The 13790-nt window shown below is 49.3% G+C and carries 11 protein-coding genes; 8 read left to right on the top strand and 3 right to left on the bottom strand.

Features of this window, described 5'->3' with window-relative positions:
* A complete protein-coding gene (locus tag MZO40_RS00695) occupies nucleotides 1-1197 on the bottom strand; it encodes a DUF2075 domain-containing protein (protein WP_105961088.1) in 1197 nt (398 codons plus the stop codon).
* Nucleotides 1198-1307: 110 nt separating this feature from the next.
* Here MZO40_RS00695 and MZO40_RS00690 point away from each other — a divergent pair, with 110 nt between their 5' ends.
* The 3 genes from MZO40_RS00690 to MZO40_RS00680 all read left to right on the top strand — a co-directional run bounded on the left by MZO40_RS00690 (nucleotide 1308) and on the right by MZO40_RS00680 (nucleotide 2994).
* Complete coding sequence (locus MZO40_RS00690) at nucleotides 1308-1778, top strand: Rrf2 family transcriptional regulator (protein ID WP_050337797.1); 471 nt, start codon at nucleotides 1308-1310, stop codon at nucleotides 1776-1778.
* 153 nt (nucleotides 1779-1931) lie between these two features.
* Entirely contained in the window at nucleotides 1932-2252 is a 321-nt protein-coding gene (locus tag MZO40_RS00685; RefSeq protein ID WP_225083111.1) for a hypothetical protein, read from the top strand.
* A gap of 133 nt (nucleotides 2253-2385) precedes the next feature.
* A complete protein-coding gene (locus MZO40_RS00680; RefSeq protein WP_105961089.1) occupies nucleotides 2386-2994 on the top strand; it encodes a biotin/lipoyl-containing protein in 609 nt (202 codons plus the stop codon).
* A 313-nt stretch (nucleotides 2995-3307) separates the two neighbouring features.
* On the opposite strand, the gene rihC is transcribed toward MZO40_RS00680, so the two are convergent.
* Complete coding sequence (rihC, locus tag MZO40_RS00675) at nucleotides 3308-4228, bottom strand: ribonucleoside hydrolase RihC (protein ID WP_252133043.1); 921 nt, start codon at nucleotides 4226-4228, stop codon at nucleotides 3308-3310.
* Nucleotides 4229-4364: 136 nt separating this feature from the next.
* Here rihC and MZO40_RS00670 point away from each other — a divergent pair, with 136 nt between their 5' ends.
* A complete protein-coding gene (locus tag MZO40_RS00670; protein ID WP_050337795.1) occupies nucleotides 4365-5276 on the top strand; it encodes an oxidoreductase in 912 nt (303 codons plus the stop codon).
* Between the two features lie 57 nt (nucleotides 5277-5333).
* Here the strand turns inward: MZO40_RS00670 and MZO40_RS00665 are convergent, their stop codons facing one another.
* Entirely contained in the window at nucleotides 5334-5780 is a 447-nt protein-coding gene (locus MZO40_RS00665) for a ribonuclease H (RefSeq protein WP_050337794.1), read from the bottom strand.
* Nucleotides 5781-6926: 1146 nt separating this feature from the next.
* Here MZO40_RS00665 and MZO40_RS00660 point away from each other — a divergent pair.
* The 4 genes from MZO40_RS00660 to glpK all read left to right on the top strand — a co-directional run bounded on the left by MZO40_RS00660 (nucleotide 6927) and on the right by glpK (nucleotide 13783).
* Nucleotides 6927-8453, top strand: coding sequence for an ABC transporter permease/substrate-binding protein (locus MZO40_RS00660; protein WP_252133042.1), 1527 nt, complete (start codon nucleotides 6927-6929; stop codon nucleotides 8451-8453).
* Nucleotides 8453-9424, top strand: coding sequence for an ABC transporter ATP-binding protein (locus MZO40_RS00655; RefSeq protein ID WP_021338157.1), 972 nt, complete (start codon nucleotides 8453-8455; stop codon nucleotides 9422-9424). The genes MZO40_RS00660 and MZO40_RS00655 overlap by 1 nt, the downstream gene beginning before the upstream one ends.
* Nucleotides 9425-9520: 96 nt before the next feature.
* Complete coding sequence (locus MZO40_RS00650; protein ID WP_122217646.1) at nucleotides 9521-10852, top strand: NAD(P)/FAD-dependent oxidoreductase; 1332 nt, start codon at nucleotides 9521-9523, stop codon at nucleotides 10850-10852.
* A gap of 1413 nt (nucleotides 10853-12265) precedes the next feature.
* A complete protein-coding gene (gene glpK, locus MZO40_RS00645) occupies nucleotides 12266-13783 on the top strand; it encodes a glycerol kinase GlpK (protein WP_088770138.1) in 1518 nt (505 codons plus the stop codon).
* Nucleotides 13784-13790 lie beyond the last annotated feature (7 nt).

Genomic DNA, 13790 nt, shown 5'->3' with positions numbered 1-13790 from the left:
TTATAACGCTAATAGCCGCTCACGTAACGCAGGGTCCACCGCATAAATGTAAAGCCCGTAGCGCCCGCGTTTCATCAAAACGTTGATCGAGTTGAAGATGATTTGTTGCTTGAGTGGCTCGAGGTCACCCAAGTCGGCGCGTTGCTTGAAGGCTTCCTGGTCTTCATAGCGTTCGGGACGGACGATGATTCGGTCGTGGACGGCGTCGTAGCCAACCGATGGCCCGAGAATCACACCAGCGTAGTTCAAGTCAAAGCCTTGGATAGTGTAAATTGACCCCACCTCATTCAGCGTTTCTGGCCGTAAAGCCCACGGGTCGTCGGTCAAGTTGACTTTATCCCAGGGGAGTTTGAGCTGACCAGCCGTGACGTACCAGGTGCCGTGATTGACGACGTATGGAAAATCAGCGGTGGCGACCATCCGTGCCAGCCCGAAGCGGTGGTCCTGTTGACGGATGAGGTCGTACATCGGTTGGCCGTCATCGAAGAAGCGCAGGTCAAAATCAGGTGTGGCCGGCTTTTCAAGCAATTGGCCATGAGTAAAGTGATCGATCCAGTTGACGACTGCTGGGCCACCGGTGACACGAAATTGCTCGTCGAGGTTATAACTCGCATGTGGATAATGGGCCAAAAATGGCTCCAGGTCGTTCGTATGCCAATAACTCTTGAGCTTCAAGACTTGGCGGGTATCGAAGACGAGCACGACCACGTGCGCATGCTGAATCAGTTCTGTGAGTTGATTATGCCCGTCGAAGCGATTGTAGCGGTCTGGTTGCGTCAACAACAGGTGCGCTTCATCGATAAAAATGACATCCGCGCGCTGGTGCGTCTTGGTGAGTCGATTAATGAGTGGCGTTGGTTTTTGAAAGTCCTTTTTGCGCAGGTCGGGATCGTCGCCTGCCAAGCGTTTGTAAATTTTGAGCATTTCGTTATGATTGACGACCAAATAATTCTCCGTGGCTTGGAGGTCGTTAGCGGTCGTACTGCGGCTAAGGGCTTGAAGTCGGCCGAATGCCGCAGCGAGGACGGCACTTTTACCGGTCCCCGCATCGCCATGAATCACGAAGAGACTGGATTGGTCCTGATGGCGATGCGACCGAATGAAGGTGAGCAGTTGTTGCTCCAAAGATTGTTGTGCCGGCGATAACGCAGCTTGTTCGTTCAGCTTGAATGTCGCGGCACTAATTGTAGATGACATATAATTCACTCCCGGCCCTTATTATACCTGGATTATCGTGTGAATTGAAATGAGTCTCATTACAGTTGGTGGTAAAATGGAGGTACGACAAATAGTGGAGGAAAGTAAATATGAAGCTTGATTTTTCGGTTGCCGTGCATAGCATTTTGTACCTGGATGCCCACCGTGATAGCAAAGTTGCTAGTCGCGAACTGGCCCAATCATTGCACCTGAATCCGGTGATGATTCGTAATATCTTGTCAGTCCTACATAAACACGGTTATTTAACCGGAACAGTGGGCAAAAATGGGGGTTATCAGCTAGATTTGCCGCTAGTTGAAATGAACTTGGGGGATCTCTATGATTTGACGATTCCACCAACCATCAGTTACGCCCGCTTCATCACGGGACCGTCCAAGACGGATGAACAGGCATCCCAATCACCAATTGCTGCGAATATTAGTGAAACGTTGACGGACTTGTTCACGGTCGCGGATCGACAATACCGAGCCTATTATCATCAATTCACCATGGCTGATCTGCAACAAGATTTGAAGCAACATGGGCTATTTTTGAAACGTGAACGTGATTCAGAATCTTAAGTAAAACTGCGTACTTGATTGGAAAATAAGGCTGCTGTGATTAAGAACCTTAATTTGAAACGGGTTGGTCGTTAGGGATTGTCAGCGGGACGTCCCGGTGCTATCGTGAATGCCAGGATGTAAGTGGCATGGTGATAGAAAGGGGCCAGGACAATGGCAGCACGGTTAGTATTGATTCATGAAGTTGGACGGTATCAAGAATTATCGGAACCCCGCTATTGGTTGGAATCAGCTGATTTTTGGGGTGTTGACGGGCGCGGCGAGACGGTCAATGAAGCAGTCGGAAATTTTTTGACGAACTTGGTACAGTATTGCCGTGACTACTACCAACGGGGCTTATGGCAATTAGATGACCGACTACTGCAGTTAGACCACGTGGATGCCGTGTTGGCGTACGCTCAGGCTGGTCAATCGCCAGCGCCGTTGTTTCATTTTAAAGTGGTTCCCGCGCATCAACAATTAGCCTCCGCTTAGCAAATATTGACGAATTCTTAAAGAAGCGTTCATACTTCCACCACACTCCTGCGCTAAACTATGCGGTATAATCAAAGCGTTAGTTCAGGTCGCGCCTGATATTTGCCGACCGATGTTTACTGGAGGGTATTGTATGGAATTAGATAAAATCTATCAGTTAATGGACAAGTTTGAACAAAGCAGTCTCACGAGTTTTGAATATCGTGACCAGGATTTTGAAATCCAAATGGGCAAGAAAGGTCACAACAGTAAGGCGACGACAGCGGCTTCTGAGCCAGCGCCATTGCCTAATCAGCCGGTCATTGATCCGACACCGGTCACGCCAACGCCAATCGCAAACGCGAGCGCGGCTTCAGTGGTGGAACCAACGCCAACGGCTACGGTCACGAGTACGGCTGCTGCGACGCCAACTAGTATCGCACCGGAATCAACACCGGAACCGGAACCAGCGCCAACACCAGAACCAGCACCGGTCCAAGTCGATCCAAAAGAGTGCGTCACAGCACCGGTTGTCGGAATCTACTATCCAGCGCATTCCTCGGAAGAAGCCCCGTACGTCAAGTTGGGTGACCACGTTAGCGTCGGCCAACAAGTCGGCTTGATTCAGGCCATGCAGATGATGCGGCCCGTCGTTGCTAAGCAAGCTGGGACGGTCAAGGCGTTCCTCGTTAAGAATGGCGAAGAAGTCAATTTCGGTCAACCGTTGATTCAGTTGATTCCCGATACACCGGATGATATTTAGACCCGGCACTAGCCGTTAAATCGCGCGGATAACGATGCGTATCAAGCTTCGGTGGGCAGTCAGTGAAGCTAATACAATCGGATGATAAGAGCGTATCAAGCTTCAGTGGGTAGCCAGTGAAGCTAATACAATCGAATGATAAGAGCGTATCAAGCTTCAGTGGGTAGCCAGTGAAGCTAGTACGATCGGATGACAAGAGTGTATCGAGCTTTAGCGAGACAGCCGGATAACGATAATTCACGATAATCAAGAAAAGCGGACCTGTCAAACACTGAATAATGGTGTTTGGCAGGTCCGCTATTATTTATTTTGATTAAAGTTGTTCGTCGATTGCTTTGACGGTTGTCAAGAACCACTTGTTGAACGCTGCTGCGTCGATATCAACACAGACGTTGGCGTTGGTCTTGCCATCGTGGTAAGCACCACGAATATCGCCGACAGTCTCACCATTAGCTGGACCGTCCGTCTGAACGTCGATCCACATGGCTTCGGTCGTAAAGGCTTCCGGATGGAGTAGGTAGAAGAGCGTGTTAACGTCGTGCATGGCCACGCCAGTCTGGTTGCGGTCATTATAGTGGCCGAAGAGGGCGTGTAACATCTCGCCGGTCTTGCCGAATGCTGGCAGTTGTTCGATGGATTCGCGAGTTAAGAGTGCTTTCATCGTGACGTCCAAGCCAACCATCGTGATGGGAACGCCGGATTGATACATGATTTCAGCGGCATGGGGGTCGGTGAAAACATTGAATTCAGCGGCACTGGTCATATTGCCCTTTCCTAGCGCGCCACCCATTGCGACGATTTCCTTGATGTGAGGTAACACTTCAGGATAGGTCTTGAAGAGCAGTGCGATATTGGTATACGCACCAGTTGGCACTAACGTAATGGGTTGCTCGGCGGCCATGATGTAATCACGTAAAGCTTCAACGGCCGTTTCAGGTAATGGGTCGGCCAAGTCAGTTGGAAAGTCGTAGCCCGGCATGCCAGAAACACCGTGAATACGGACGGCGTCTTCAAATGGTTTGATGAGCGGCTGAGGTGCGCCACCCGCGACGGGAACGTCACTATTGAAGAAGCGCGTGAGTTCCAGCGCATTGAGCGTCGTTTTATCGACGGTCACGTTACCGGCGACCGTTGTAATTAATTGTAAGTCCAAGTCAGGATGATTTAATGCAATCGTGATCGCAGCGGCATCATCAATACCAGGATCAGTGTCCATGATAATCTTTGTTGACATGTTCATTCCTCCAATTAAATAGACGTGCTTGAAATTAGTTCTATTTTAGCATACTACGGCCAATGAATTCGATTGCAATTACATGGGGTTTGACGTAGCATGACAGTAAATACAGTTAACGATGGAGGAACGGATTATGAGTCAACCACGGGTTATCTTAATTACAGGGGCGTCTTCAGGGATCGGTAAGGCCACCGCATTAAAGTTACAAGCACAGGGCAACATTGTGTACGGTGCGGCCCGACGAATCGAGAAAATGACGGATTTAGCCGCTGCCGGCGTGCACGTTTTAAAAGTCGATGTGACGGATGAAGCCACGTTGATTGCGGCTGTCAAAACGATTCAAGTCGAACAGGGCCGCATTGATGTGCTGATCAATAATGCCGGTTATGGGTCGTACGGCGCGTTGGAAGACGTGCCGGTCACAGAAGGTGAGTACCAGTTCAAGGTGAACGTCTTTGGTGTGATGCGCTTGACCCAACTCGTCTTGCCATTAATGCGTGCGCAACACCGTGGCCGCATTATCAACGTCTCTTCGATTGGCGGTAAGATCTACCAGCCGCTGAGTGCATGGTACATGGGGACCAAGCATGCCATCGAAGGGATGAGCGACTCATTGCGGATGGAAGTCGCACCATTCGGGATTGACGTGGTCATCATTGAACCAGGTGGCATTAAGACTGAGTGGGCCGGCATCGCCGAAAAGAAACTGTTGGCGGTATCTGGTGAGACGGCTTATCGCGACCAGGCCATCAAGGTCGGTGCAATGCTCTCGTTGTTCGACCAGTTCGCCTCTAATCCAGGAGTGATTGCGAAACTGATGGTGCGTGCGGTCAATGATGTCAAACCTAAGACGCGGTATCACGCTGGAATGGGTGCTAGTTTGTCACTAACCGGCCGCCGCTGGTTGAGTGATCGCCAGTTTGATCGCATGATGACTTCGGCCGTCAACGGTGCGGCCAAGTTATCCAAAGTGACACGCCGCAAAGACCGGCGCGCAGGTAGCCGTCATTATCAACATGGCAATTCAACGAACGAAACCAATTAAGACGTTTGGGGCCTCGTTTCACCAAGAACGGTGAGACGGGGCTTTTTTCGTTCTCCGCTACAGTTTGGTCATCACCGCCGTTAGTGTCGTCGTAGCCGTCGTCATGGTCGGGTCGTCGACTGGATGGTACGTGACCTGCAAGTCCGGGTAAGCCTCAATTAGTGGCACCAGCTGTTGCCATTGTGTGAGATTGTCTTGCTCATCGTCCGGTAGCTGCCAATCATTTTGACGCCAGGTCAAGTAACGCTGCTCGCTGATGATGGTCGCCACGATTTCAGTAGTCGTATGCACGTGGACGGGTAAGTCATGACGTTTGAGTGTCGTCAGGGCTTCAATGAGTGCACTTAACGTCAACTGGGTTTCGGTATGGCCGTAACCAGCGTCGTTCAGTGCTTTTTGGTGATCTGCATAGCGCAAGATGACGACCCAAGCCGCGGGAGTTGTCGCGGTGATGGGGGTTGCTTGATGCATCGTACTGGCCAAATAGAGATGAATCGTTGTCATGGAGGTCCTCCTCGTAATCGTAATGGGATGTTAGAAGCATGGTTCATTTAATAAATACGGCAATTCGCTGGATTTCCGTTAAAAAAGTCCAAATTAATGCATTGTGGTAGTTAGTCTTACTGTTCGTCTGCCGGTGATCGTCCTAATCCGACTTCCGGGGCCGGCTGACAATTGCTGGAACGTAAGCCGACATCGATTTGAACTCACGCAGAAGACCACTGCGCAATTTCAAATACGAGTCTTATTCTAAGCCGGAAGTAACCCACTTCCAGCTAAGAATAATTTGGCTACTGAGCATTGTCAGCCGGCCCCTCCAGTCGGGAAGCCGCTCGAATGGCGGATGAACGGCCACCTAACTTGGTGCAACTGACCATTGAATATTTAGGTGTTTGGTTTTTCAGGCAAACCTTTAATTGGTATCGGTGATGCTTTATGGTATTTGAGTACTGAGAGGATTATCTAAATATTACTCACTCATCTCTATGCCACTAATTTCAATGGCAACTAGTCTTGAATTTAGTCGATAAAATGGCCTGCACTCAGAATTCAAGACTTGTTTATTCCAGACAAATAGAGAAGATTCTGACCAGTTCAGTGAAATTACTTGTCTGACAGCATGAATACAGAGCTTTAGCTATCATTAAAGACTATTCTGACAGTTGAAAGTCAAAGTGACCGTGTACCAAGGAACCAACGACCAATCCAACAAAAAGTTGGGCCCACACATGTCTGCCTTTCGAATACCATCCCGGCTGGAAGGTATTCTGGGCAAGGCCAAGTGGTGAAATTTCACTTAGCAAGCGTTTTTGGCTTGGTTAGTGAAAGACCAGTATTTAAGACGTGGGCTTCGGCTTAAATCTGCGTCCACCACGTTCCGGCCATTTCCCAGAATGCCTGGAAGCCGGCCTAGGACGCAACTATCAAATCAGGTTTACGCTAGCTCGCCTTATTTCCAGCGGTCCTCAGCTGGCTGCTTTTGAATTTAAGAACAATATGTCTCAATCAACCCTATGTGAAACCACAAAAGTTACAATCAGTTGCGATTTTGGGTGCGTATTACTATGATTTTGGTCGGAGTATGCTACGATTAAATACATAGATAATCAGGAAGTTATCATGATTAAAGCTGGGCACTGGGAGGTACTTATGCAGACATTAATACAGACATTTATGGATCGGCGGAGTGATTTACTCACTGCGTTGTGGCAACACTTGGGGATTTCTTTGGCCGCGCTAGTCATTGCAATGGTGATTGCGATTCCGTTGGCCATTTGGGTCGTTCGCCGACCACGGTGGGCCGAGGGGTTGTTGCAACTGACCAGTGTTTTGCAGACCATTCCGTCGTTGGCACTATTGGGATTGCTGATTCCGCTAGTCGGTATTGGCACGGTGCCCGCGGTGATTGCGCTAGTGATTTACGCGTTGTTACCAATTTTTCAAAATACTTATTTAGGGATCTCAGAAATCGACGCGTCAATTGAAGAGGCGGCCGATGCGTTTGGGATGTCGCGGATGCGCAAGCTGTTCAAGGTTGAACTGCCGATTGCCTTGCCACAAATCATTGCCGGGATTCGGACCGCCTTAGTGCTCATTATCGGGACGGCGACGTTAGCGGCTTTGATTGGCGCTGGGGGTCTAGGGACGTTTATCATGCTTGGAATCGACCGTAATGACACGTCGTTGCTGTTGATTGGGGCCATTTCGTCAGCGCTATTGGCGATTCTGTTGAGTGCACTCGTGCGCTGGTTCCAGACGGCCAAACCCCGCCATGCGCTGATTGTGTTCGTGGGTATTTTGGCGTTACTCGGTGGTGGTGGCGCGTACAGCGTTTACGCCAATCGAGTTGAAACAATTACAATTGCAGGTAAACTCGGTTCGGAGCCTGACATCTTGATCAATATGTACAAACAGTTGATTGAGGCTGAAGACGACCACATCCACGTGAACTTGAAACCGAACTTTGGTAAGACGACCTTCTTATTCAGCGCTCTGAAGAATAATCAGATCGACATTTACCCAGAATTCACTGGTTCCGTCTTGGAAACTTTGGTGAAGGGCAATAATCCGGCCAGTCAAACGGCTAATCAGACTTATCAGTTAGCTAAAAAGCGGCTAGCTAAGCAGGAACAGATGACTTACTTGAAGCCGATGCAGTACAACAATACGTACGCCCTGGCCGTCACTAAGAAGTTTCAACAAGAACACCATTTGAAGACCATCAGCGATTTAACACAAGTCGAATCAATCCTCAAACCAGGGATGACACTTGAATTTATCGACCGCGATGATGGCTTGAAGGGAATCAAGAAGACGTATGGCTTGGACGTCACGGCCAAATCGATGGAGCCGGCGTTGCGCTATGAAGCGATTAGCAAGGGGAAGATCAATCTGGTGGACGCCTACGCGACGGATAGTGAATTGCGACAGTATAACTTGGCGCTGCTGAAGGATGATAAGCACTTCTTCCCGACGTATCAAGGAGCGCCACTCATGAAGACCAGCTTTGCTAACAAGCACCCGAAAGTCATTCAAGCATTGAATAAGTTAGCTGGTAAGATTTCTGAAACCGATATGCAAGAGATGAACTATGAAGTCAACGTCAAAAAGAAATCGGCTTCCACAGTCGCACACAACTATCTCGTCAAACACGGCTTGTTAAAGGAGGGACGCTAATGACAACGGCAATTGAATTTCAGCACGTCCAAAAAGACTTTAACGGGCAAACCGTGATTCCAGACTTGAATCTAACGGTCGATCAGGGTGAACTGTTCGTCCTAGTGGGCACTTCCGGCAGTGGTAAGACGACGTCGCTTAAAATGATCAATCGTTTGGAACCCTTAACCGCCGGAAAAATCCTGGTCAACGGGGCCGACACCACCACGGTACCAGTACGTGATTTACGGTGGCAGATGGGGTACGTCTTGCAACAAATCGCCCTATTTCCAACCATGACGGTGGCACAAAACATCGCGGTGATTCCCGAGATGAAGGGGACGGCGAAGAAGACCATCAATCAAACGATTGACGAGTTATTGACGGAAGTCGGCCTGGACCCCCAAGAATACCGCGACCGGATGCCATCAGAATTATCTGGTGGTGAACAACAGCGAATCGGTATTTTGCGGGCAATCGCAGCGCAACCCGATATTGTGTTGATGGATGAACCGTTCAGTGCGCTGGACCCAATTTCGCGGCAACAATTACAAGATCTAGTCCTGGGACTACATGCGCGCTATCATAATACGATCGTCTTTGTGACCCATGATATGAACGAGGCGCTCAAATTAGGCGACCGCATTGGGGTCATGCAACATGGACAGCTCGTCCAAGTCGACACACCAACGGCACTGGCCCAACATCCGGTCAATGACTTCGTGCGGGACTTCTTCGGTGCGAGTCGTGCGAAAAACGTGTATGACGTTTACGTGGGCCGCGTCGGGCTCGTCCAAGGCTATCTCAAAACTGCGCCGGATGTGGCGGATGGCCGTATTCAGTCACTAGATATTCAGGCGACGTTGCGGACGGCCTTTACCGCCTTGACCGACCATGATTACTTGGCGGTCACGGAAGATGATCACGTGGTGGGTTACCTGGACCGACAACGAGTCGTCGCTTATCTGAGTCAGCATGAAGAAGTGTCTTAATCGTCAACTAGCCCGGATTACTTTAGACTAGGGGCTAGCTTAGTGAACAATAATTTGATCATGAGAATTTAAGAGTCAATTGAGGAGGTCTCAGTAATGACAGAACAGTATGATGTCGTTGTAATTGGTGGTGGCCCGGCTGGTAATGCGATGGCAAGCGGCTTACAGGCGCAAGGTAAGTCGGTGCTGATCGTTGAAGCTGATTTATGGGGTGGCACTTGTCCGAACCGCGGGTGTGACCCGAAAAAAATCTTGTTGAGCGCCGTTGAAGCCCAACAGGCAGCCCAACATCTCCAGCATCAAGGCTTAACGGGAACACCGACGATTGATTGGCCGGCCCTGATGGCGCATAAACGAGGCTATACCGATGGCATTAATGATGGCACGCTCAAGGGACTGCAGAACCAAGGCATCGCGACCTTACATGGTCAGGCCCATTTTCAAAATGACGGCCAACTAGCAGTCGGTGACCAAGTCGTAAGTGCGACGGATTACGTGATTGCGACCGGACAGCGCCCAGCGATTTTGCCGATTACCGGGCAGGAATATTTCAAGACTAGTACGGACTTTTTAGACTTAGATGAGATGCCTAAGCGCGTGGCCTTCGTGGGTGGGGGCTATGTTGGCTTCGAACTGGCAGCGATTGCGAATGCTGCCGGCGCCGATGTCCACGTGATTCATCATAATGACCGGCCACTCAAAGCCTTCGATGCGGACCTCGTCCAAGATTTGATGGCGGCCATGACTGCGGACGGTGTTACTTTTGACTTGAACACGGACCTCCAAGCCATTGAACAGACCGACGCTGGCCTACGATTGACGGCACCTGACTTTGAGCTGACGACAGACCTCGTGATTAGTTCAGCGGGGCGGATTCCGAATGCGGACCAGTTAGGACTCGAAAACGTCGGTGTCACGTTTAACCGTCATGGGATTCAAGTGAATGATCGACTACAGACGGCTAATCCGCATATTTACGCGATTGGTGACGTGAGCGATACGCCCGTGCCTAAGTTAACGCCAGTAGCGGGTTACGAAGCGCGCTACTTGGTCCAGCAACTGACCCATCCGGGAGCGGCAATCACGTATCCCGTCATCCCGACCCAAGTCTTTGCGGCACCCAAGCTGGCACAAGTGGGCCTTAGTGCGACGGATGCGGCTGACCAGCCGGATAAATATCGCGTGAATACGCTGGATATGACCAAATGGTTCTCTTATTACCGTTTTGGCGCACAACAAGCACAGGCCAAGGTCATTATTGATCAGACTAGCGGGCAAGTCGTCGGTGCGACACTGTTGAGTGATGTCGCGGATGAAATGATCAATTACCTGACGTTACTGATTGAAAAACACGTCACGTTAGCCCAATTACAGCAACTCGTATTAGCCTACCCAACACCAGCCAGTGACCTGCAGTATCTGTACTAGCTAGCGAGAACTGGTTGTGATACGGTCATGAATCGTGATTGAAATGGGCTAGTTCTTAAGTTCAAAGGCGGCCAGCTGAAAACCGCTGGAAAAAGTGCGTGTTCGTGTAAACTTGCAGTGATAGACGCGTCCTACGCCGGCTTCCAGGCATTCTGGGCAATGGCCGTGACGTGGTGGACACAGATTTAAGCCGAAAACCACGTCTTAAATACTGGTCTTCCACTAACCAAGCACAAAACGCTTGCTAAGTGGAATTTCACCACTTGGCCTTGCCCAGAATACCTTCCAGCCTGGGATGGTATTCGAAAGGCGGACATGTGCGGACTCAACTTTTTGTTGGATTAGTCGTTGGTTCTTTGGTACACAGTCATTTTGAAATTAAACTGTCAGACTGTTTTTAACAATAACTCAATTTTTTTACCCTTAAGACATCTGACAAACAACTACACTAAACTTGCTTGTCATAATTTTCTCCAGTTGACTAAGATAACAAAATTTTGAGTTTTAAACGAAGACCGTATTATCAATTAATTTCAAGATCAGTGTCCGTTGAAATTAGTAGCATTGAGATGATAATCTCCTCAGTACTCGAACAAAAAAAGTATCATCGATTCCGATTAAGCCTGTGCCTGAAGAATCTGTCACCAATATTCAGTGGTCAATTGTGCCAAGATAGGTGGTCGTTCATCCGCCATTCGAGCGGTTTCCCGACTGTAGGGGCTGGCTGACAATGCTCAAGGGCGAAATTCTTCTTGTCCGGGTGATCTTCCCGGGCTAGAAGAAGACTCGTATTTGAAATTGCGCAGTGGGCTTCTGCGTGAGTTCAAATCGATGTCCGCCCTGTTCCAGCGTTGTCAGCCGGCCCCGGAAGTCGGACTAAGACGCGCACCAGCAGACGAACAGGAATCCACTAACTGGCCCGTTTCAATTATATTTAATGCTAAATGACGTCTATTGAACAATTCAAAACGTTGTGACAAGAACTAATTCTTCCTGCCACAACGTTTTTTGCACTATTTTCAAAATCAGTATGTGAAATCATCCTCAGAATGAGCGGTGCGCCGCGAAGTCAAGTGAGTCTAGCTGCTCGTAAACGACCGCCGATTTTCATTTTATCCGCCGCTTGTGATTGTAAGCCTAACCGTTATTTTTCATGCAGAACCGCTTGGCGACGAGGCTAAACGTTAGTAAATTAATTATTTTATAAAACTAAAAGCCGCAGCTTAATCGCGTTGATGCCTGGTGTGTCGGGATTGAGATGTGTCATAGTAAGAAATAGTTTTAAAGTGAATTCAATTGTGCAAAATTTAATTTATGCAAATCTATTCACAAATCGTCCACGACATGTTATGATTCAATCATCAATTATGACAGCGTTTACATTTAGCCGTTATTACTAAGGAGTGACACACAATGACCGACAAGTACATTATGGCGATTGACGAAGGGACGACGAGTACCCGCGCCATTATCTTCGACCACGCAGGCCATAAAGTGGCTGACTCGCAACGGGAGTTTCCACAGTATTTCCCACAACCGGGTTGGGTCGAACATAATGCGAATGAAATTTGGAATGCAGTTCTGTCTACCATTGCGAATGCCTTTATTGAATCTGGAATCAAGCCGGCTCAGATCAGCGGTATCGGAATTACGAATCAGCGTGAAACGACGATCGTCTGGGACAAAAAGACGGGCTTGCCGATTCACAACGCCATCGTTTGGCAATCACGGCAAACGGCGCCAATTGCTGAACAACTCGTGAAGGACGGTCATGGCGACCTAATTCACAAGCATACGGGATTAGTGACCGACGCCTATTTCTCAGCTACGAAGATTCGTTGGATTTTGGATCACGTCAAGGGTGCGCAGGAACGGGCTGAAAAGGGTGAACTGCTCTTTGGCACGATTGATACTTGGTTGGTGTGGAAGCTGACGGGTGGCGCGACGCACGTTACGGATTACTCCAATGCCAGTCGGACGATGCTTTATAATATCCACAAATTAGAGTGGGATTCGGAGATTTTGCAATTATTAAATATTCCAGCCGCAATGCTGCCGGAGGTCCGGACGAATTCAGAAATTTACGGCAAGACTAAGGATTACCATTTCTTCGGCTCGGAAGTTCCAATCAGCGGTATGGCAGGTGATCAGCAAGCTGCACTGTTCGGACAACTGGCATTCGAACCAGGGACCGTCAAGAATACGTATGGTACCGGGGCGTTTATCGTGATGAACACCGGGGAACAGCCACAATTGTCAGATAATAACTTGTTAACGACGATTGGTTACGGGATCAATGGCAAAGTTTACTACGCGTTAGAAGGGTCGATTTTCGTTGCTGGTTCAGCCATTCAGTGGTTACGCGATGGCATTCGATTAGTCGAGAGCGCTCCGGATTCAGAACGGGCCGCGCGTGAATCACATAACGAAAATGAAGTGTACGTCGTGCCGGCCTTTACCGGGCTCGGCGCACCATACTGGGATTCGGAAGCCCGCGGGTCGGTGTTTGGACTGACGCGGGGGACGACGCGTGAAGACTTTATCAAGGCGACCTTACAAGCCCTGGCCTACCAGACGCGTGACGTGATCGAAACGATGAAGAAGGACTCAGGTATCGAAATTCCAGTGCTAAAAGTCGATGGTGGCGCTGCTCGTAATGATTGGCTGATGCAATTCCAAGCAGATATCTTAGATACGCAGATCATGCGTGCCGCTAACCTGGAAACGACCGCGCTCGGGGCAGCGTTCTTAGCTGGTTTAAGCGTTGGCTACTGGAAAGATTTGGACGAGTTGAAAGCATCCTACAAGCCGGGGACCAGTTTTAAACCGGAAATGGGTGCAGCAGAACGAACGAACTTATACGACGGATGGCAGGCAGCGGTCAAGGCGACCCAAGTCTTCAAGCACATCCCTTATCACGCAGCGAAATAGAGGAGGA

Origin of the sequence: Lactiplantibacillus sp. B652, assembly GCF_023806745.1 — a bacterium.
GTDB lineage: Bacteria > Bacillota > Bacilli > Lactobacillales > Lactobacillaceae > Lactiplantibacillus > Lactiplantibacillus pentosus.
The sequence above is the reverse complement of the archived record's forward strand: the minus strand, read 5'-3'. Positions and strand labels throughout refer to the sequence as shown.

Bases quoted from the DNA above. Each gene is read 5' to 3' on its own strand.
- MZO40_RS00690 (WP_050337797.1), top strand. From the start codon at position 1,308: ATGAAGCTTGATTTTTCGGTTGCCGTGCATAGCATTTTGTACCTGGAT.
- glpK (WP_088770138.1), top strand. From the start codon at position 12,266: ATGACCGACAAGTACATTATGGCGATTGACGAAGGGACGACGAGTACC.
- rihC (WP_252133043.1), bottom strand. From the start codon at position 4,228: ATGTCAACAAAGATTATCATGGACACTGATCCTGGTATTGATGATGCC.
- MZO40_RS00660 (WP_252133042.1), top strand. From the start codon at position 6,927: ATGCAGACATTAATACAGACATTTATGGATCGGCGGAGTGATTTACTC.
- MZO40_RS00685 (WP_225083111.1), top strand. From the start codon at position 1,932: ATGGCAGCACGGTTAGTATTGATTCATGAAGTTGGACGGTATCAAGAA.
- MZO40_RS00655 (WP_021338157.1), top strand. From the start codon at position 8,453: ATGACAACGGCAATTGAATTTCAGCACGTCCAAAAAGACTTTAACGGG.
- MZO40_RS00680 (WP_105961089.1), top strand. From the start codon at position 2,386: ATGGAATTAGATAAAATCTATCAGTTAATGGACAAGTTTGAACAAAGC.
- MZO40_RS00670 (WP_050337795.1), top strand. From the start codon at position 4,365: ATGAGTCAACCACGGGTTATCTTAATTACAGGGGCGTCTTCAGGGATC.
- MZO40_RS00665 (WP_050337794.1), bottom strand. From the start codon at position 5,780: ATGACAACGATTCATCTCTATTTGGCCAGTACGATGCATCAAGCAACC.
- MZO40_RS00650 (WP_122217646.1), top strand. From the start codon at position 9,521: ATGACAGAACAGTATGATGTCGTTGTAATTGGTGGTGGCCCGGCTGGT.
- MZO40_RS00695 (WP_105961088.1), bottom strand. From the start codon at position 1,197: ATGTCATCTACAATTAGTGCCGCGACATTCAAGCTGAACGAACAAGCT.